Source organism: Paenibacillus sp. 2TAF8 (genome assembly GCF_052114825.1).
Classification (GTDB): Bacteria; Bacillota; Bacilli; order Paenibacillales; family Paenibacillaceae; genus Paenibacillus.
In genome coordinates this window covers 427,673-447,804 of record NZ_JBFRFN010000001.1, presented here as the reverse complement: position 1 = coordinate 447,804, position 20,132 = coordinate 427,673, and the positions used below count along the sequence as shown (strand labels likewise).

The 20,132-nt window shown below is 46.4% G+C and carries 19 protein-coding genes and 1 other annotated feature; of the genes, 6 read left to right on the top strand and 13 right to left on the bottom strand.

The genetic code is table 11. From position 1 onward, the window contains the following. The 8 genes from mutS to AB4Z30_RS02020 all read right to left on the bottom strand — a co-directional run bounded on the left by mutS (position 1) and on the right by AB4Z30_RS02020 (position 10,741). Positions 1-2,805 carry a DNA mismatch repair protein MutS gene (mutS, locus tag AB4Z30_RS02055; protein ID WP_441922772.1) on the bottom strand — a complete coding sequence of 935 codons (2,805 nt, stop codon included), beginning with the start codon at positions 2,803-2,805 and terminating at the stop codon, positions 1-3. A 201-nt stretch (positions 2,806-3,006) separates the two neighbouring features. Further along, positions 3,007-4,257, bottom strand: coding sequence for a putative amidoligase domain-containing protein (locus AB4Z30_RS02050; protein ID WP_441922770.1), 1,251 nt, complete (start codon positions 4,255-4,257; stop codon positions 3,007-3,009). 219 nt (positions 4,258-4,476) lie between these two features. Further along, positions 4,477-5,037 carry an outer spore coat protein CotE gene (locus AB4Z30_RS02045; protein WP_441922768.1) on the bottom strand — a complete coding sequence of 187 codons (561 nt, stop codon included), beginning with the start codon at positions 5,035-5,037 and terminating at the stop codon, positions 4,477-4,479. A 72-nt stretch (positions 5,038-5,109) separates the two neighbouring features. Further along, positions 5,110-6,090: an aromatic acid exporter family protein gene (locus tag AB4Z30_RS02040; RefSeq protein ID WP_090916842.1), complete on the bottom strand. Its 981-nt coding sequence runs from the start codon at positions 6,088-6,090 to the stop codon at positions 5,110-5,112. Positions 6,091-6,447: 357 nt separating this feature from the next. Beyond that, positions 6,448-7,206 carry an ABC transporter permease gene (locus AB4Z30_RS02035; protein ID WP_441922857.1) on the bottom strand — a complete coding sequence of 253 codons (759 nt, stop codon included), beginning with the start codon at positions 7,204-7,206 and terminating at the stop codon, positions 6,448-6,450. Between the two features lie 80 nt (positions 7,207-7,286). Further along, on the bottom strand, positions 7,287-8,081 hold the full coding sequence (locus AB4Z30_RS02030) for an ABC transporter ATP-binding protein (protein ID WP_441922766.1): 795 nt from the start codon (positions 8,079-8,081) through the stop codon (positions 7,287-7,289). 6 nt (positions 8,082-8,087) lie between these two features. Next, entirely contained in the window at positions 8,088-9,095 is a 1,008-nt protein-coding gene (locus AB4Z30_RS02025; RefSeq protein WP_441922764.1) for an ABC transporter substrate-binding protein, read from the bottom strand. A 131-nt stretch (positions 9,096-9,226) separates the two neighbouring features. Further along, positions 9,227-10,741, bottom strand: a complete 1,515-nt coding sequence (locus tag AB4Z30_RS02020; protein WP_441922762.1) for a carboxypeptidase M32 — start codon at positions 10,739-10,741, stop codon at positions 9,227-9,229. Positions 10,742-10,965: 224 nt separating this feature from the next. Between AB4Z30_RS02020 and AB4Z30_RS02015 the strand changes: the two genes are divergently transcribed. The 4 genes from AB4Z30_RS02015 to AB4Z30_RS02000 all read left to right on the top strand — a co-directional run bounded on the left by AB4Z30_RS02015 (position 10,966) and on the right by AB4Z30_RS02000 (position 13,168). After that, the gene (locus AB4Z30_RS02015) at positions 10,966-11,541 is read left to right on the top strand and encodes a beta-class carbonic anhydrase (RefSeq protein WP_441922760.1); all 576 of its coding nucleotides are present in this window, start codon (positions 10,966-10,968) and stop codon (positions 11,539-11,541) included. 173 nt (positions 11,542-11,714) lie between these two features. Further along, positions 11,715-12,281 (top strand): PadR family transcriptional regulator, encoded by a 567-nt coding sequence (locus tag AB4Z30_RS02010; protein ID WP_441922758.1) that lies wholly within the window; start codon positions 11,715-11,717, stop codon positions 12,279-12,281. Between the two features lie 99 nt (positions 12,282-12,380). Then, the gene (locus AB4Z30_RS02005) at positions 12,381-12,881 is read left to right on the top strand and encodes a hypothetical protein (protein WP_441922756.1); all 501 of its coding nucleotides are present in this window, start codon (positions 12,381-12,383) and stop codon (positions 12,879-12,881) included. Positions 12,882-12,886: 5 nt separating this feature from the next. Further along, a complete protein-coding gene (locus tag AB4Z30_RS02000) occupies positions 12,887-13,168 on the top strand; it encodes a YxcD family protein (protein ID WP_090916857.1) in 282 nt (93 codons plus the stop codon). Positions 13,169-13,339: 171 nt separating this feature from the next. On the opposite strand, the gene tyrS is transcribed toward AB4Z30_RS02000, so the two are convergent. From tyrS to AB4Z30_RS01975, 5 genes are all read right to left on the bottom strand, one after another. Then, the gene (gene tyrS / locus AB4Z30_RS01995) at positions 13,340-14,602 is read right to left on the bottom strand and encodes a tyrosine--tRNA ligase (RefSeq protein ID WP_441922753.1); all 1,263 of its coding nucleotides are present in this window, start codon (positions 14,600-14,602) and stop codon (positions 13,340-13,342) included. A gap of 115 nt (positions 14,603-14,717) precedes the next feature. Beyond that, positions 14,718-14,958 (bottom strand) — a binding site (T-box leader). 145 nt (positions 14,959-15,103) lie between these two features. After that, positions 15,104-15,550 (bottom strand): DMP19 family protein, encoded by a 447-nt coding sequence (locus AB4Z30_RS01990; RefSeq protein ID WP_441922751.1) that lies wholly within the window; start codon positions 15,548-15,550, stop codon positions 15,104-15,106. A 23-nt stretch (positions 15,551-15,573) separates the two neighbouring features. After that, complete coding sequence (locus AB4Z30_RS01985; protein WP_441922749.1) at positions 15,574-16,014, bottom strand: Imm63 family immunity protein; 441 nt, start codon at positions 16,012-16,014, stop codon at positions 15,574-15,576. 74 nt (positions 16,015-16,088) lie between these two features. After that, the gene (locus tag AB4Z30_RS01980; protein WP_441922747.1) at positions 16,089-17,558 is read right to left on the bottom strand and encodes a protein adenylyltransferase SelO; all 1,470 of its coding nucleotides are present in this window, start codon (positions 17,556-17,558) and stop codon (positions 16,089-16,091) included. A gap of 155 nt (positions 17,559-17,713) precedes the next feature. Continuing rightward, on the bottom strand, positions 17,714-18,022 hold the full coding sequence (locus AB4Z30_RS01975; protein ID WP_441922745.1) for a Dabb family protein: 309 nt from the start codon (positions 18,020-18,022) through the stop codon (positions 17,714-17,716). A gap of 222 nt (positions 18,023-18,244) precedes the next feature. On the opposite strand from AB4Z30_RS01975, the gene AB4Z30_RS01970 reads away from it, so the two are divergent. Beyond that, on the top strand, positions 18,245-19,096 hold the full coding sequence (locus tag AB4Z30_RS01970; RefSeq protein ID WP_441922743.1) for an AraC family ligand binding domain-containing protein: 852 nt from the start codon (positions 18,245-18,247) through the stop codon (positions 19,094-19,096). After that, entirely contained in the window at positions 19,093-20,031 is a 939-nt protein-coding gene (locus AB4Z30_RS01965) for a DMT family transporter (RefSeq protein ID WP_441922741.1), read from the top strand. The genes AB4Z30_RS01970 and AB4Z30_RS01965 overlap by 4 nt, the downstream gene beginning before the upstream one ends. Positions 20,032-20,132: the final 101 nt, after the last annotated feature.

Below are 20,132 nucleotides of genomic sequence, written 5' to 3'. Positions count from 1 at the left end.
TCAGGATAATTGCTGTGCCTTTAATTTAAGTTCATTTAAGATTTGCATCGCCTGCAAAGGCGTCATGTTCATCACATCTATTTCTTTCATATGGCGAATCAGTTCGCGCGCAGGTTTATCCTCCACCACTACTGTTCGTGAAGGCTGCATAGCTGCCGGCTCCTCGTCGTCGAAGATGGACAACTGTACAACCTCATGCCGTTCCTGAGAAACTACCACATCTCCTGCTGTTACCCCTTCTGCTGGCGCAACAAGTTCACTCGTGTTTCGTTCCCGAATGAACGATTCTCCTCCGGTAACAGATGATTCCAAACGACTTGTCGACTGAGGCTCCGACTGCTTCTGATCCTCTGACCCCTGTCTCGTTGATGGTCTGTTCTCACTAACGAACTCACTGCCTACCGCTACCTGTGATGCCGCTTGTTCGAAGCCATGCAACAGTCCGTTGGCACGCTCAATGATGCTATCAGGCAGACCCGCAAGCCGTGCACAATAGATGCCGTAACTGCTACTTGCCGCCCCTGCAATCAGCTTGCGCAGGAAGTTCACCTTATCGCCACTTTCCTGAACTGCCATCGAATAGTTAGCCAGCCTGTCCAAGCTTTCCTCCAGATGAGCCAGCTCATGGAAGTGTGTCGATACCAGTGCTTTACACCCAATCACGTCATGCACATATTCAATGACCGATTGCGCAATCGCCATGCCTTCACTGGTGGAAGTTCCGCGACCCAATTCATCGATGATAATCAGACTGCGGGGGGTTGCTTTTTCGGTCATGACCTGAATATCTGCCATCTCCACCATAAACGTACTCTGTCCACCAATCAGATCATCCGCAGCACCAATCCTAGTGAAAATCCGATCCATAATAGGTACTTCCGCTTGGCCCGCAGGCACAAAACATCCGATCTGCGCCAAAATCGAGATGAGCGCCACTTGTCTCATATACGTACTTTTACCCGCCATATTCGGCCCGGTAATCAATAGAATACGCGCCTCTTCCTTCGTCATCGCAGTATGGTTAGCAATAAACGCCCCATCACGCATGACGGCCTCCACGACCGGATGCCGTCCTTGCTCGACGACGAGATTATATCCATCCGTCAGAACGGGACGAACAAAATTACGCTCTGCACTAATCACTGCAAACGATTGATATACATCAATTTCAGCGACCTGCTCAGCCAGCTTCTGCAACCTCGCAATCTCCTGATTCAGACGATCACGCAACTCTGCGAACAAGCTGTACTCAATATCCATCATTTTATCCTGAGCTTCAAGGATCAACGTTTCCTTCTCTTTCAGTTCAGGCGTAATATAACGTTCAGCATTCGCAAGGGTTTGTTTACGCTCATATCGTCCCTCAGGAAGTGAAGCAAGATTCGATTTGGTAATTTCGATGTAATAACCGAACACTTTGTTGTACCCGATTTTTAGCGAGCGAATGCCCGTGGCTTCACGTTCTCTTGCTTCCAGCTCGGCAATCCACTGCTTACCGTTCACCGAAGCCTCCCGTAGCTCATCCAGACGGACATGGTATCCTTCGCGAATCAATCCCCCATCTCTAACCGAAACCGGCGGTTCATCTACGATGGCTTGCCCAATGGCATCACGTAAATCAGCGCAATCATCCATCATCTCAGCAATGTGCCTGAGCGTTGTAGACGAAGAAGCTGCACAGTGTTGGCGCAGACTCGGAATTTTGTCCAGTGACGATTTGAGCGCATTCAGATCGCGACCATTCGCATTGCCAAAAGCAATTCGTCCCACGAGGCGTTCCAGGTCATAGATGTCCTTTAGCTCTGCTCTCAGATCTTCACGAAGAATAAACTGGTTATAGAGCGTATCTACTGCTTCCAATCGTTCGTTGATCTTCCCTTTTTGCAAAAGCGGTTTATCCACCCAGCGCCGCATCATACGGGCACCCATGGACGTCTCTGTGCGATCCAGCAGCCATAGCAGAGAGCCCTTCTTGGATCGTTCTCGCACCGTCTCTACAAGCTCCAGATTACGACGTGTAAATGGGTCTAGAATCATATAATGATCCGGCTCATATGCAGATATCTGTGTCAATTGTCCAAGAGAACGCTTCTGCGTTTCACTCAGATAAGAAAATAGGCGGGCTACACATGCCTGACGTTCCGGCTCCAGCCTTGCCCATACCGACTCGCCAAACTGCTGACGTACGAGGTCCTCCTTGCTTTTAGTCCAGGCGGTGTAGACCACCGGACGTCCAATCGGAGATGACTCCGATTCTACGAGTGCGAGCAGGGCTGCATCTCCCAGAAGTTCAGACGGCTCGTAGATGCCAATTTCGTCCTTAAGCCATTCCTTGGAATAAGGTACCGAAGTCACGTACAGTTCTCCTGTAGACAGGTCACAGGCAGCAAGAGCGAGCGTATTTTGGTTACCGGTCAGACATACCATATAGTTGTTGGACTTGTCCCCCAACGTCTTGCCTTCCATCACCGTTCCGGGTGTGACTACACGAACAATCTCGCGTCTTACCATGCCTTTGGTTACTGTCGGATCTTCCATCTGCTCACAGATCGCTACTTTATACCCTTTCTCAATCAGACGCTGTATGTAATTTTCAGCTGAATGATAGGGCACGCCGCACATCGGAATTTTGTCATCTGTTCCCCCGTTGCGTGCTGTTAACGTGATCTCCAGTTCTCTTGCAGCATTGATTGCGTCGTCGAAGAACATTTCGTAAAAATCACCTAATCTGAAAAAAAGAAATGCATCCTGCGCTTCGGCCTTTACTTGCAAATATTGTTGAATCATTGGCGTGTACTGAGCCATGATATCGATCCACCATCCGTTCCTATGATGTCAGGAAGAAATGTCCCTTGAAGGCAATAAGGCGGTCAGGCACCAAGATCGCACCTCCGCCTTATGTTCGGTCTATTCGCCTGTTCCTTCAATAGCATCTGTTTCATATCTTCCGTATCTTATCGTTTTGAAAAGTCCTATATTTCATTATAACAAAAAAATGCTGCTTCTTCATGAACCTGCCCGAATATTCCAAAGTTTACGGATATCCCGACTCTCATCCCAAGTATGGCCCCGTTTGAATTGCCGCATCAGGGGAGCAGCATATCGTTCATACCTAGCGTATAAGGACAGCTGTTTCAGATCGTCCATCAAAGAAGGGATATATGCCATCATGACATCCCGCTGTCCTTCATAAAACGCGGAATGAACCTCTGCCTTCAATAGAGGACGCTGCTTTAATTGATCGTAGCTACACGCAATCAGTCCTGCTAAAGCAACGACTCCTTTGGCCACAACTGGAGAAACGAGAAAACTCGGCAGTGTCCGATATTCGAATCCCCCATAGGATTTCAGGCGAAAGTCACCCAGCGTCCCATACCTCGGTCGTCTCCCCGATCCGCGCGGGTCTTGCAGCACTGCAAGTGGTAACGCTAAATAATTATCCAGTGCACGGAGTAACCCACCATTCAGTTGCACCCCGCTAAAATGAATGTGACCACCGAGCGGCAACCCTCGTTGCGGCATGCCTCCTGCCTGCCAGATCAATGACGAGTCGCTGATGCTGCGTGAAGCAGCCGTGAAGGCTCGCAACAGATGCGACAACAACTCACGCGGCTCCGCACTCGGGGCAGGGCGAAGCTCGGCAACAGGGTACACCCGTCTGCCACCGATCGTTACTGAATCACAGCCTGCGATACCCGTACGTTCGAGAAAACGGGAGGCAGGCACGATTTTGGACTCAGGCATCTGTACCAATAGAAATTCCGGGTCCATGCCGAGCACAGGAAATCGCTTCTCCTGCCGCTCCTGGTTCAATAACGTTTGATGTTGCTGCCAGTTTTCCCTATACAGCAGGGCCAGGTCTGTTCCCACTTTCCACGGGTCGGGATTAACCGAAATGACTGCACACCCGCCATTCCCCGAAGCTTCCAAACGTACAGCCCCATGATCCAGTCCTAAAGTATATAAGGTCTTGATTGCAAGGCGCTCCACACGTTTATACACGGATGAAGCTGCTTCACGGTCCAATTCTCCTTCCTGTTTCGCTCCCATTCCGCTGGTGTCTTTGCGTCTGATTCGAATCGCCCGAAGGCAACTGACATCGACATCGTACCGCACACGTAGCCCCGGTTCCCGCTTTCGCTGATCCCTTGTGGTCAGCACCTCGATTCCCGCCTGTTTTAATCGTGTTATTCGATCAGCAGAGCTCAGGCGTGTATATAATCGGACAGCCTCCTCGGCTTCTTCCATGACGTTCATTCCATCCCCCCCTCTCGTTATGCTCCCTGCTTATTAAAAAAAGACCCCGCAGCTGCGGAGCCTCCCCGTTAACATTGTTCAGGCACATGATCAGGCTCGTCACAACCCATTTTTTGTACTTTATGAAAGAAAGAGGGCTTACGCCCTCTTCACCGCACCTTATGGTGCATATGATAACTTAGGTTATGAACATTCACTTTCGCTTTTCGGATGAGCGGTTTACAACTCATCATCCAGCAGGTCCGGATCGAGATCATCATAGTCTCCATCCGCGCTGCCATAGTCATAATCCTTGTCTTCGTAATCACCGCAACCATCCGTGCATACCTTGACACAGACTTTCGTTTCGGCTACAAGCTCTACAGCGAATTCCCGCTCAACCCGGATAATTACGCTGCTGCCGCCCGCGGACACTGTGGCTTCCACACAGCTAGGCTCCTGCGTTGCATCCGCAGATACCTCTACTGTGGAAGTCCGGTGTTTCGGGTCCAGATAGGACAAAGGCACATGTTCTACATACGATACCGTTTCTTTAGCTACATCTGTCTGCGAATTTTTGTCATAGGAATACCAAATGTTGATATCGTAAGTACCAATAACTTCAATCCCGTCCCCCGCTGATACGGCTTCATACTGGTGGTTGATAATCCAAGCCCCCAAAATACTGGTCGGACCATTTGGCGGAGTCACGGTATGTGTTACGGTAGAGAACTTACGACCTTTGCCGCAGATCGCCTTCGTGATAATCTCTCTACATTGATGTTTATGACTCAATGACATCTTTAAACCTCCTCCATACAATCATTCACTACAAGTGTATGCAGGACATCCGTCTAGGGTGACAACTATTTTCTATGATTCGTTTACAGATTGGGAGCGATCTGAGATTGGAGAAGGCGCTTTGTCCTTCTTGGCGATTTTCAGATACATAGAGAGCTCGCGGCACAGCTGGAGAATAGCGGAACGCATCTCGAATTCTTCCCTTGTATCTGGTAACTCCATTTGTCTGAATTCTTCCTGTACATCCGCCAGCAGTTTTTCCGTTCGTCCGGTATACGATTCGGTCAACACGTCTTGACTAAGCTGGTCAAATAGCTCCGCCACCATCTCGGCATGCGGCATTTTCTGATAGACCTGGGATACAAGATGCATCATATGCTGTATGGAATCCAGTTGGGTTTTGCGCATATAAAAGTATACGCTCCAGCCTTCATTGGGATGAATGACCTGGTTCTCGAGTGATCGTTTGGCCGCTTCAATTCCGCCGAGTACGGCTTTATCCGCTTCGATTAATTCTTTGCCTGCCCATACTTCATTGGGATTACGCAGGGTTGTCGCGAACTCCCGGAAAATTTTCGAAAACAACTCATCAATCCGTTTACGGATCCGGAACATCTGTGGATCAGCCGCTGGCATATAAGCCAAATTCACAACCATCGCTGAACCAAGGCCAATCAAGAGCAGCGCAATCTGTACGAGAATGACATGTACATCCATCTCTCCACCGCTAAATACCCGAAACACCACGACTGAACCCGTAACGATACCTTCCTTAAAGCCCACTCGAACAATGACCGGAAAAGCCGTTAGTATGTATACTCCCAGCACCCAATAATGGAAGCCTAGAAAGTGAAAAAGTACACTTGCAAACAAAAGACCGACCACGGATGCAAAGAAACGTGCCGATATCGTTCGGATACTCCTTTTTCTGGTTACATCCACACCCAGAATCGCAAGCAAGCCTGCTGACGTTGGTCCTGGCAAGCGGCACCAGTCCGCTATCAGTACAGCCATCAGCGCTGCGATTGCCGTTTTAATGACTCTAAAACCCATTTATCATTCCATCTCCTCTAAGCTGTACAAAAGTTCGTGATCCATAGGTCGTCCATTTAGTATAACTCAACCAGTTAGAAACTAGACGACATCAACCGGCATGCACAAAACATGCCGGTCACAGAAACATGCCACGAAGAAGAAACACTGCCTTTGCCAATGCGGCAACCATATTAGAACTCGTAAACGAAATTTCTATTTATCCCATGTGTTTCTGCTCGGCACGAAGTACTTTTTTTCCATACAAATATCCTACTTGATTTTACAATGTGGGGCAACGTGACACCTCTTGTGAAATTGTATACATATGGTGAACAAATGTAAAAACCTCTCTCTTCTATCCTTTATTATATCTATTTATCTGCGACCAGCTAACAACTTGCGTTCTGTATACACGACTAACTGATACATCGCCGTAGCTACGGCTGCAATGATTAGCAAGCTTGATAGAACAAGCGTGAAATTGAATACTTGGAATCCGTAGATGATTAAATAACCCAGCCCCTGTTTGGCGACCAGAAACTCGCCGACGATGACCCCAACCCAGGCCATACCCACATTGACTTTTAACGTGGATACAATCGTGGGAAATGATGCAGGGAAAACCACCTTAGCGAAAATTTCAGAGCGGTCTCCACCAAATGTGCGAATAACTTTTATATAATTGGGGTCAACTTCATTAAAACTGTTGTATACAACGAGTGTTGTAATAATCACAGTAATGGAGAGAGTCGTCATCACAATGGCAGTAAATCCGGCCCCGAACATCACGATAAAGATAGGTCCGAGCGCGACCTTCGGCATACTGTTGAACACTACCATATAGGGATCGAGCACTTTGGACAAAAAAGGAGACCACCAGATCAGAACAGCAAGCAACGTTCCGACAAGTGTCCCCAGTAAAAATCCGACAACCGTTTCACCTACGGTTACCCCGACATGTGCCCATATTTCGCCGCTGGCAACATCCTTGCCAATCTGACTGAAGATTTTACTCGGATAACTGAAGAGCAGCACATCAATCCACCGCATTCTGCCCGCCAGCTCCCAGAGTAAAAACATACAGACTAACATGGACAGCTGCACCGCCAGAATATGATGCCGCCACTTGGCCATTTTGCGATTATGATCACGATGAAGTTCTTCAAGCCAGACTTCACGTACTTCCAGCTTGCCTTGTTCTGAATGGTTTTGACTCACGTATCTTTCTCACCTCCTCCAGACTGAACGAGTTCGTTCCATAGCGACTGAAACAGCTCGTTGAAGCCTGCCTGTTCCCTTGCATGAAAGGGCTGTGCCTGACGAATGTGTTCGGGAATATCAAACTCTCGCCGGATGCGTCCAGGATTACGGTCCAATACAATGACCCGGTCGCTGACCGCAATCGCTTCTGACAAATCATGCGTAACCAGCACGGAGGTTTTGCCATACTCTTTTAGCGTATCCGAGACGAGATCTTCAAGCTGCAGCTTGGTTTGATAATCAAGTGCAGAGAAAGGTTCATCGAGCAGAAGAATTGCAGGGTCTGTCGCAAGTGTCCGAACGAGGGCTACCCGCTGCCTCATGCCTCCAGATAACTCAGACGGATACTGCTCCTCTGTCCCGCCAAGCCCCATGCTGACAAGAAGCTCACGAGTACGTTCTCTGCTCTGCGCGTCCAGATTTCCTGTCAACTCAAGCCCAATTAATGCATTGTCCAGAATGGTGCGCCATGGGAAAAGGTAGTCCTGCTGCAGCATATAACCCATCCGGGCAGAGGGGCCCTGAACCGGCTTGCCTTCAACTTCAACCTCTCCTCGTGTGGGCTTAAGCAGTCCAGCTATAATCGACAATAATGTTGTTTTGCCACATCCACTCGGCCCTACCAGACTCACAAATTCTCCTTGGTTGATCTCCAGACTTAAATCCTCAATGACGAGTGAGGCTTCGCGTTCACTGACATACACTTGAGAGATATTCTCCAGTCGGATCACGTTCCCGGAATCAGCCATTGATGCTCACTTCCTTCCCTGGAGCGCCTGTTCTGCAAATGACGGATCGACAATGGTGTTCAGTTCAACCCGTTCTTTCAATTCTCCCGCAGCGCTCATCACGCTCAGCAAATTGTTCCACTCATCATTATCAATAATCGGATCTGTTGCATACGTGCCTTGTTCCTTATACCGGCTTACACTGCTGGTTAGAATCGCTGGATCAATGTCTTTGAAAAAAGGGGTGATCACTTGTGCAATCTCCTCCGCTGTGTGGGAATCTACCCAAAGCTGAGCTTTGTGCAATGCATTCGTGAATTTTTGTACGAGTTCTTTGTTTGCGTTCAGATAACTTTGTTTAGTCATAAAAACCGTATAAGGCAGATTCCCACTTTCCGTACCGAACGACGCCACTACTTTCCCTCGGCCTTCCTGTTCAAAGATCGAAGCCTGCGGTTCAAATAGTTGAACATAATCCCCTGTGCCTGAAGCAAAGGCAGAAGCAATATTCGCAAAGTCCACATTCTGAATCAGTTCCAGATCACTGGACGGGTTAATTCCATGTTTGTTTAAGACAAACTCCCCGGCCATTTGAGGCATACCACCCTTTCTCTGTCCGAGAAATACACTCTGTCTTAGTTGTTCCCAATCAAAGCTACCCTGGGTATTTCGTGCGAACAAAAACGTTCCGTCCGTCTGGGTGAGCTGAGCAAAGTTAATGACCGGGTCTTCTGCCCCTTGTTGATAGACATAGATAGACGTTTCTGCGCCCACCAGTGCAATATCTACTGAACCAGCGAGCAGTGCCGCCATCGTTTTGTCGCCACCAGCCGTTGTTTGGATATCCACTTCAAGTCCTTCTTCTGCAAAAAAACCTTGAGCCGCGGCTACATATTCCGGTGCGTAAAATACAGAACGAGTCACTTCACCAATCGTAATCTTGGCTTCATTCTCTTCCCTATTGCAGCTCGTCAGCGCCACAATGAGAATTAACAGAATCACAATGCCTCGCACAAACCATGGCGTATATTTCATTCGTTTCCCTCCTTTTCTGAGTTCAGCAGCTTCTCTTTACTATGAATATGCCGAGGCCCAGTAAAAGGTTAAGAACTTGCACACAAAAAAAGCCAACCAGAATTTTCTGGCTGACCTTCACTCAGACGCATTTATAATTTATAAATCTCAGCGTACTTGGCCTCCAAATAATCAGCCAAATAATCCGGATTCAGCTCTTCACCTGTCACTGCAACAATTAACTCCGATGGTGTAAGGCTCTTACCGTAGCGATAAATCTTGTCTGTAAGCCACTCTTTAATTGGAATCAGATTACCTTCGGCAATCAGACGATCGAACTCCGGCATCTCCTGACGTAATGTATGCACAATCTGTGCAGCATACATATTGCCCAATGAGTAGGAAGCAAAATAACCGAAATCTCCACCGGACCAGTGCACATCCTGAAGCACGCCCTCACCATCGTTGGTCGGCATAATTCCGAGGTATTCCTTGTATTTGTTGTTCCATGTTTCTGGCAGATCCTTGACTTCCAGACCCTCATTGAACAGCATTTTCTCAATCTCATAACGAATGATAATATGCAAATTGTAAGTCAGTTCGTCCGCTTCAATTCGGATCAGGGAACTCTCTACCCGGTTAATTGCGCGGTAGAAATCTTCCAGCTTCACTTCACTCAGTTGCGGGAAATGCTGCTGCAGATCTTTGTAATAACGTGTCCAGAAAGGCAAGCTGCGCCCAATCATATTTTCCCAAAGACGAGACTGTGACTCGTGAATGCCCATCGATGTACCTTCAGCCAGCAATGTGCCTGCTAGACTTTCATCGATATTTTGTTCATATAAAGCGTGTCCACCTTCGTGCAGGGAGCTGAAGATGGCACTTGTTACATCGTCCTGCAGGTAGTTGGTCGTAATTCGGACGTCACCTGGATTCAGCCCTGTTGCAAATGGATGCACACTTTCGTCCAGACGTCCTGCTTCAAAGTCATATCCCATCTGTTCCAGGATAAACAGACTGAATTTCTCCTGCTGATCGGTATCAAAAATCTGTTTCAGGAAATCGGTTTTGGGCTTGTTCTCAGCCGCATTGATTTTCTCCTGAAGTGGAACGAGACGCGCTTTGAGGCGGGCGAATACAGCATCTACCTTTTCTACAGTCAATCCGGGTTCGTACATGTCCAGCAATGTATCATATCTTGTATCCTTGACACCCCAATAGTCGATAAATTCCTGTTTGAGTTTCACGATCTCGGTGAGGTATGGCGAAAATCCAGCATAATCACTGTTATGTTTGGCATCTTCCCAAGCCGTCTCGGATTTAGCAGTCAGCACGGTATATGCCTGAACTTTTTCCGGCGGTACCGACTGACTGCGATCATACTCCTTCTTGCACTCCTCCACTTGGCGGCGGTCGGTGTCTTCGAGTTGCTCCAGCACATCCGGTTGGGTCAACGTATCTAGATATGCTTTCATCTCAGCGGAGGTTTGCAGTTTGAATGCCTCAGTAGAGAGCAAGCCCAGCGTCTCCGAGCGAGTTGGAACGCCTTTTTTCGGTGCTCCTGTGCGCAAATCCCAGTGAAGCAAACCGATGGCTTCATGATAACTTTTTATTTTACGGGCCAGAATAAGGAAAGATTGCAATTGCTGCTGTGTTTGTTTATTCATTGTTACCGCTCACCTCTTGAAAAAAAATTTGTACACCCTATTGATGATACTTTTTGCATTGCGTATAATCAACTTTTGACAGAACCATCTTGCATTATTCTACTAAAAAAAAGAATAACGTGGTCTGCTGATCGCGGCATTCAACTAATCAAAGGCGTGTAGGACAGGCTGCATCTCATGCAAAGGGCCGTGCTCGTCGTATTGGATAACAGGAGGCAATGGACATGAACAACATTCAGGAGATTTTGGCTTACAACAAATCATTTGTCGAGACTAAAGAATACGAGAAGTATACGGCTAGCAAGTATCCAACCAAAAAGATGGTAATCATCACTTGTATGGATACCCGTCTTGTCGAGATGCTGCCAAAAGCGATGAATCTGAAGAATGGCGATGTAAAAATCATCAAAAACGCAGGCGCAATCATCTCCCAGCCTTTTGGTAGTGTTATGCGTTCCGTGCTGGTAGCTATCTATGAGCTGGGCGCAGACGAGGTCTTGGTGGTGGGTCATACAGAGTGTGGTATGGCTTCACTGCATGCTGAAACGATGATTGGTCACATGAAAGAACGTGGAGTTTCCGAAGAGGTCATGTCCACACTTGAAAATTCAGGCATCCGTCTGCAAAAATGGTTACGCGGGTTTGATAGCGTGCAAGAAGGGGTAAAAGGAACTGTGGAAGTCATCAAGAAACATCCATTACTTCCTCCCAATGTACCTGTTCACGGTATGGTCATTGACTCGGCTACAGGCGAACTTGATCTTGTCGCTGACGGGTATGAACAGCAGGCATCTCTCTAAATGGTTTGGAGTGCGGACCTTCATGGTTCGCACTTTTTTTTGTCTAAATTGAGGCAGTTATCCTGTCAGGTTGTCAAACCATACAGTTTCAGTGTACACTTTTATGAAAGCGGTCAACGAATGCAAAACGTTTGTTTTCGTTGGCCCAGCCCTAATATTAAGGAGACATGTGCATGAACATACTTTCCTACGGATTGCTCGGGCTGCTTACCCGCGAGGAGTCTTCCGGTTATGATCTAATGCTGAAGATTCAGCCGCATTGGCAGGCCAAACACAGCCAGATCTACCCGCTCCTGTCCAAGATGGAAAACGATGAGTTACTCGCCTCCCGCTGGGTACAACAGTCTGACAAACCGGACAAAAAAATGTATGCAGTTACGGAAAAAGGCATTCAGAAGTTACTGGAGTGGATGATTACTCCGGTTACGGCGCCCGTTACGCGTGATGAATTCAATCTTCGCATTCTCTGTGTAGGTATTGCCGAAGATGGCAGCATGAGACGCATTCTGAACGAGCGTAAAAGCTGGTTCATGGAGCGCATACGGTATTTCGAGGATTTGAAATCACGTATACCACAGGATAATCTTCGAGTAGGCAACCGGGATTTTGGAAGCTACATTTTAGTACAAAAAGGGTTAATGCATGCCCAAACGGGTCTGGAATGGTGTCATTGGGTGACCCAACTTCTCGATGGTCAAGCTGCGATTCAAGACCCAAGCCCGAGTGTTTCAGAAATTTAAATTAAATTTTGAAACGTTCAGCAGGTTGGACCGTATTACTAGAGTAAGACCCATTTTGGGGAATTAAACAAATTTATTCAGGGGGTTACGATCTATACAATGAAGAAAAAATTCGGAATTAAACATCTAATGATGGTTTTCATGGCATTTACACTATTGTTCGCAACGGTTGGTGTTACGAATCCGGACAGTGCTGATGCAAGACGAGGTGGCGGTGGGTTCAAATCCGGTACGAAAAGTTATAGCAATACCCCTAAGAAATCCGACAGTAACGTAAGTCAGTCCAATTCCCGTAACAATTCCAACAATGGCGCAGCGGCGAATAACCGTGGTGGATTCTTTGGCGGTGGCGGCGGCTTCATGAAGGGTATGATGCTGGGCGGTCTCGCAGGTATGTTGTTCGGCGGACTGTTTGGCGGTATGGGAGCACTGGGTAACATTCTCGGATTGCTCGTTAACGTAGCTGCAATTATGCTGATTGTTATGCTCGCTATGGCATTGTTCAGAGCGATCACAAATCGTCGCAAGCCTGCAGCAGATGGCCGTTATGACCGTCGTGACGAGCGTGATGATGATCGTAACAGAAACGGACGGTACTAAGATCTATGGTTCTGAGCATGGACGAGATTGTGAATGCCATTTGCATTCACATGGCAGAGCGTAAAGGTGTACGTCCTACGGACGTGAATGTAGAGCTGAGCTGGGAAGAAGATACAGGTTATTCCGCAGAAGTCTGGATTCAGGGTCGCAGTCAGTTCCTGGTGGAATCCAACATGATCGAAGCGATTCTTCGTTACTTGCACAGCGAGTATAACATTCGTGCGTACCGTGAAGACGTTACTTTGGATCTGGATGAAGAGATCACAGCGATTGTTAATCAACATTAGAATATAGTTAGCTACTAGCTTGTTATTCAAAAGACCGTCTCTCCTCTGTCATCTGACAGAAATGAGAGACGGTCTTTTTAGTTTCCTTGATTTGTGATTGTATAACAGCGAGTTCTCACACCTGTAAGATTGCTATTTTACAAGCCTATGTTAGGCTCTCACTCCCAGTCCCTAGGATTGAAGCTTAACCAGGCTGTAGTTCTTTTTACCTTTACGGATAATAATAAATTTGCCGCCGATTGCATGCTCTGCAGATACCGTGAATTCAAGCTCGGTGATCTTTTCACCGTTCATGGAGATGGCTCCTTTGGTCACGTCCTCACGAGCCTGACGTTTGGATGGCTCCAAGCCCAGATCCACAAGCCAGTCTACAATATTTTTAGCTTCGCCATCTGTTTCATACGTTGGCATTTCCTTGAACCCCTGCTCGATCTCATCTGCTGTCAGGGAACGAATATCACCACTAAACAATGCTGCGGTAATGCGTTTCGCCTGCTCCAGCATCTCTTCGCCGTGCACAAACTTGGTCATTTCCTCGGCTAATGCTTTCTGTGCTTCACGTTTATGCGGCTCTGTCTCCACCTTCAAAGCCAAGGCTTCAATCTCTTCTTTGCTCAGGAATGTGAAGTATTTCAAGTATTTAATCACATCCCGGTCATCCGTGTTCGCCCAGAACTGGTAGAATTCAAACGGTGTCGTTTTGTTTGGATCAAGCCAGATCGCACCGCCAGCTGTTTTACCAAACTTCGTACCGTCCGATTTCAGCATCAACGGGATTGTTAACCCGTATGCTTTCGCTTCGGATCCTTCTTTTTTACGAATCAGATCGAGACCACTTGTAATATTCCCCCATTGGTCAGATCCACCAATCTGCAGCTGTACATCCTCCGTTTGGAACAGGTGTAGGTAATCCAGAGATTGCAGTATCTGGTAGGAGAATTCCGTGAATGAAATTCCGCCGTCAAGACGGCTTGCTACTACATCTTTTGCAAGCATGGTGTTCAAGTTAAAGTTTTTCCCGTAGTCACGCAGGAACTCGATGACGTTAATTTTATGTGTCCAGTCGTAGTTGTTAACCATGCGAACCTGATTGTCGCCGTCGGTCACAAACAACTTTTTCATCTGCGCCGTTAACGCATCAACATTCTCTTGCACTTGCTCCAGCGTTTGCAAGGAACGTTCAGACTGACGCCCACTTGGGTCACCAATCGTCCCCGTTGCGCCGCCAATCAGAATTACTGGACGGTGTCCTGCCAATTGGAAACGTTTCAGCATCATAAATGGAATCAAGTGTCCGATATGCATGCTGTCGCCTGTAGGATCTACACCGCAGTACAGAGAGATCGCTTTTGTTTCCGTCAGTTCACGTAACCCTTCCGCATCCGTTTGTTGATTAATGGCGTCGCGCCACTGTAGTTCGTCAATAATGTTCATCACAATAACCCCTTTTCTTTGATCAAAATTCAGTCATGATTTTACGTTCTGCTACGAATTCAAACGGCTACTTTGATTTTTGGACACAAAAAAATCGCCACCTTGTCTTCATAGACACAGGGACGATTAGAATAACCGTGGTACCACCCAGTTTGCATGGATACCTCTCCGAACGTTCATACGCTCAAATCCAGTAATCCATACCACTTTCAGCAAGTTATCGTTTGCCCATCCGCTTGGCATTACCCAAGTACTCCAGAGTGTAATTCGCAGCCCTTGTATGTATCAGGTTCCATCAACCCCTGACTTTCTGTAACAGGGACAAAGCCGCTACTGCGCTCTATCAACGTAATTCATGTATTTAATTATAGCCAGTATAGCGAAACGTTCTGCACATTGCAAGCGTAAGTATTGCGATCATCAACAAGTTCATATCTAAAATTAGTCCTGGTCCATGAAATAAGAGATGCTGCAAGACATTTTTATTCTGCGAAAAATAAACTATAACCTGATGCAAAGCCGGTCATGGTAATAAACGTAAGCTTTCTCCGCAACCTGATCCTCATTATTCCAGAGCTGTTGATCCAGCTCATCCAGACGCTCTTCTTGCTCTGTTTCCAAATATTTTGGGATGTCCCACAGACTAGTCAGTCTATGATCACCTTCCAAATGCTCAAAACAAGTATACTGCTGCTGTACATTATCCAGAACCTGGTTGGCGCCGATGGTTTGTAAAGCCCTGCAAGCCGCCACATAAACTTCTTCTCCCCAGTTACAAAAGAACTGTATAAAGCCGCCATTATAGACATCGGCCTCTAGAAGCCATAACGCAGCAATCTCTTGTTCCGTCTGAGAAAGTCCAGCCCATCCTTGTTCAGATTTGTTCTTTTTCTCCACAAAAGTCAGTGCATAATCATACCAAATATCGTGTATATCCTGTTCACTCATATCGAAGATTTCCCCTTTTTGGGTTAAAGCGTTTCCAGTTCACGGCGTTTCCCCTCTTGATGCCAGCTAAAATAAGGTTCACCGATTGCTCGAAAAGCTCTTAATACGTTATCTTCTATCTCCTGCCACACTTCATTTGTGTAATCCAGATGGGTGTTCACATTATCCACACCGTATTTCTTAAGCAATGTTACATGGGCAGCTGTAAAAATCATATCTTCCAATAACCAATAGAGCACCTCTTCAGTCTGCTCCAGCTTTTTAATCAACGAAGGTATACCACGTTCATAGATCGTTACGATGTAATGTTTTTCACCGATTTCTACATAAGGTGCGCCTTCCCATTTAAATGACTCACCCAATCGGTTCACATAACTCTCCATCTGTTCTCTAGGATATGCCGTTCTTGATAACAGTTCAAGAAGTTGTTCGGTCAATTCTTGCATACTTATTATATTAGACATGACAGCTACCCCCTAACGAAAAAGCTGCCATTCGGGCAGCTCTCTCTCATCTTTTCGGGTCAAAATTGCAAAAATTAAGTTCCGCAAAATGTTTGATAAGAAGGATCACAGGACACAGGTAACGCCCCAAATGCTTCCTGTTCCGGCGTATACACATAAGGGCTCTGGAGAATATCCAGCAAAGGCTGGATCAAACTGTAATCGCCATCCTGCTCTGCTCGTTCAAGTACTTCCTCTACCTTATCATTCCGTGGAATAACCGCAGGATTATTTCGTTTCATCTGCTCTACCACTTCATCTCTCGATTCGGGCTGTCTGCCTAATCTGTCTGTCCAGCGTGAATACCACTCCTGAAAATCTGACTTATCATTCAGATTAGACGTTTCCAGTTTGTTCAATGTCAGCGCCACGAACGTATTCGTGTAGTCTGCAGTATGCTTTTCCATTAGTTCAAGTAAATCCTTAATTAAGGTCTCATCTTCTATTTCTTCCGTAAACAAACCGAGCTTGGCTCGCATGCCTTTTAACCAGTGATAATGATATTGCTCCGAGTACTGTGCAATAGCATCCTGAGCGATTTGTACGGCCTGTTCTTCATCTTCATGAAGCAAAGGCAACAACGTTTCGGCAAAACGCGCCAGATTCCAGCCTGCAATGTAAGGTTGGTTTCCATAGGCATATCGACCTTGTCTGTCAATCGAACTGAACACCGTTGCTGGATTGTACGTATCCATAAAGGCACAAGGCCCATAATCAATGGTTTCCCCGCTGATCGCCATATTGTCCGTGTTCATGACGCCGTGAATGAAACCAACGCGCTGCCATTTTGCAACAAGCTCTGCCTGAAGTTTGATCACTTCCTGCAGTAGGCTCAAATAACGCTGTTCGTTAGGCTCTACCTGTGGAAAATGGCGCTGCAATGTGTAATCTGCGAGTGCACGTACATCCTCTACCGAACCAAATTGCACTGCATACTGGAAAGTGGCTACACGTATATGACTGGTCGCAACCCGTGTGAGAATAGCTCCAGGACGTTCTGTTTCACGATAGATGTTCTCCCCTGTGGACACAACAGCCAAGCTTCGTGTTGTCGGAATCCCGAGACCAACCATCGCTTCACTAATAATATATTCTCGAAGCATGGGTCCAACGGCAGCACGCCCATCTCCTCCGCGAGAGTAAGGTGTCCGGCCTGAACCTTTCAACTGAATATCCACTCGGTCTCCTTGCGGGGTAATCTGTTCACCCAGCAACAAGGCACGTCCGTCTCCGAGCATATTAAAATTGCCAAATTGATGACCTGCATAGGCTTGTGCAAGGGTCTTGGCTCCATCCGGCATTTGATTTCCCGCAAAAATGGCTGCGCCTTCGGCACTTTGCAGCACATCTGCGTCTAATCCAAGACTGGCCGCCAATGTTTTATTAAAAATGATAAACTCTGGCGACTGAACAGGCACTGCATGTTGGCTGGTATAAAACGTTTGAGGCAGTTCTGCATAGCTGTGTTCAAGCTTCCAGCCTGCGTTTATATTACTCTTTACCATGGGTCACACTCCTTCTCCTAACAAAGAAAATTCTTTGTTTTATCTTCATGTAGCTTTTGTGAACCCATGCTCATTTATGTGGTCACATGGAAATTCCAAGGTGAAAATAGTTCTTCTCTAAAACAGGATCATCCGAAAGCTGAATTGCATAATTCTTATTTGGCGGGGATTGGATAATCGGATACAATCACGTTTTCGATCCAGCCATCCAGAGAGGCTACGAAAGCCTGATGTGCGGGGTGTGGCCCACACGCACGAAGCGCTTCCTGATCTTCGAATGTCACTCTTAAACCAAGGCTAAATCCTTGAATGCGATCCGTTTCCTCCGTCACATTCACTCCAGCTGTCAGATCAATAATTCCAGGGATTTGATCCTGTAAAGCAAGCAACTGGGCTACAAATTCCTGCTGTTTGGCAGGTGTGATTTTATCGTTAAATTTGAAAATAACCAAGTGTTCAAACATATCATCCCATCTCCTTATCCATATCCATTGGAAGGAATCTTTCATTTAAGTGGTGGAAAATCTTTCATTTCATCTCCACCACCCTTATTTTAAATTAAACCTAAACTGAACTCAAATAGATGTTCTCGATTTACTGCTCCGCTATAATAAGCAATATCATTCAAGAAATCGAGCTTAGGCAAACGTTATACTCACCTCAACATACCAGAAAGAAGGTGCATCATGAGTCGCGAAGTGCGTACCGTCGTTTTTGATTCGGATTTGCAGCTGGAGGCTTACCAATTCGAAGGTATCATGCAGAAATTMCCCAATCATTTTCACGACTATTACGTGATTGGATTTATCGAGGAAGGTAAACGACATCTGGTCTGCAACAACGAGGAATACCTGTTAAACAGCGGGGACATCATTATTTTCAACCCCCAAGATCCACATGCCTGTGAGCAGGTAGACGGAAGGAAACTGGATTACCGCTGTATCAATATTGAACCTAAGGTTATGCGAGAGTATGTACGTGAAGTTACCGGACAAGCTTATTTACCTAGATTCTCCACCCATGTTCTATATCAGAGCGAACTCGTCTCATCGCTCCATGACCTGCACCAGCTCATACTTGAAGAGCAGTCTGATTTCAGTAAAGAAGAGACGCTTTTGCTGCTGCTGGATCAATTACTGAAAGATTACGCTGATATGGAACCACCTAAAGCCGAACAAAATGTAACGCTGGAAATAAGGCAACTGTGTGAGTATATGGATGCCCATTACATGAAAAACATCAGCTTAAATGAACTATCTGGGCTTTCAGGGATTAGTAAGTACCATCTGCTGCGTCTCTTCACTCGTCAGAAGGGCATATCACCCTATCGTTATCTGGAAACGATACGGATTAATCAAGCTAAACGCCTGCTGGAACATGGCGTACTGCCTATTGATGTAGCTGCACAGACCGGCTTCAGTGACCAAAGCCACTTTACAAACTTTTTCAAAAAACTGATCGGTCTAACCCCTAAACAATATCTACGTATCTTCAATCACGGTTCGGAGCCACGACGGTTGCAGGATAACAAACGATGACTTCGATACGTCATCCAAGTAGCAAGACTGGACACCTGCTCGCCTTGTTTACTATCCTGATCTGGGGAACGACCTTTGTCTCAACGAAGGTGCTGCTAGAGGACTTCACACCTGTAGAAATCTTGTTGTTCCGTTTCCTAATCGGTTATCTGATCCTGTGGATGATCTATCCGCGTGCTCAAAAAGTCGTTTCTTTTGGGGAAGAAGCCTTGTTTATGGGTGCGGGGTTATGCGGGGTAGCTTTGTATTTTCTCATTGAAAATATCGCTTTAGTGTATACAACAGCTTCCAACGTAGGCGTGATTGTATCTGTTGCTCCCTTCTTCACCGCTGTGCTTGCCCACTTCTTTTTGGATGGAGAAACGTTAACACGTCGCTTTTTGATCGGATTTAGTATTGCGATGTGCGGGATCATTCTGATCACACTAAACGGAAGCTTTATGTTACAGGTTAATCCCATAGGGGATTTGCTTGCCTTTATCGCTCCGGCAGTATGGGCCATATACTCTGTTCTTATGCGCAAAATTGGCGTGCGAAACTACCCTATGATAGGGGCAACACGAAAGGTTTTTTTCTACGGCCTTCTCTTCATGTTGCCAGTACTCGTTTGGTTTGAAATAGAACTGAATGTTGCTCGGTTCACACAATTTAGCACGATATCAAACTTTCTCTTTCTTGGTGTGGGTGCTTCTGCGCTATGTTTTGTAACCTGGAATCAAGTTGTAAAACTATTAGGTGCCATTCATTCAAGTGTGTATATCTATCTCGTACCTGTCATCACCGTTGTCTCTTCTACACTGATTCTTCATGAACGAATCACATGGGTGAGCATAATAGGTGCATCCCTTACGTTGTATGGATCTTATATTTCGGAGAGCAGTAAGAAGCAGAAAAAAACAAGAAATTCTTTTGGCAGATTACGTCGTCACACCTAAATTACTTAACTTGAAAATTCACGTAAAAACGTGTTCACTTTAAAAACACTACCTCCTCCAAAAGGGGGCGTGTTTTCTATGTTCTTCTCTAAAAAGTGCCT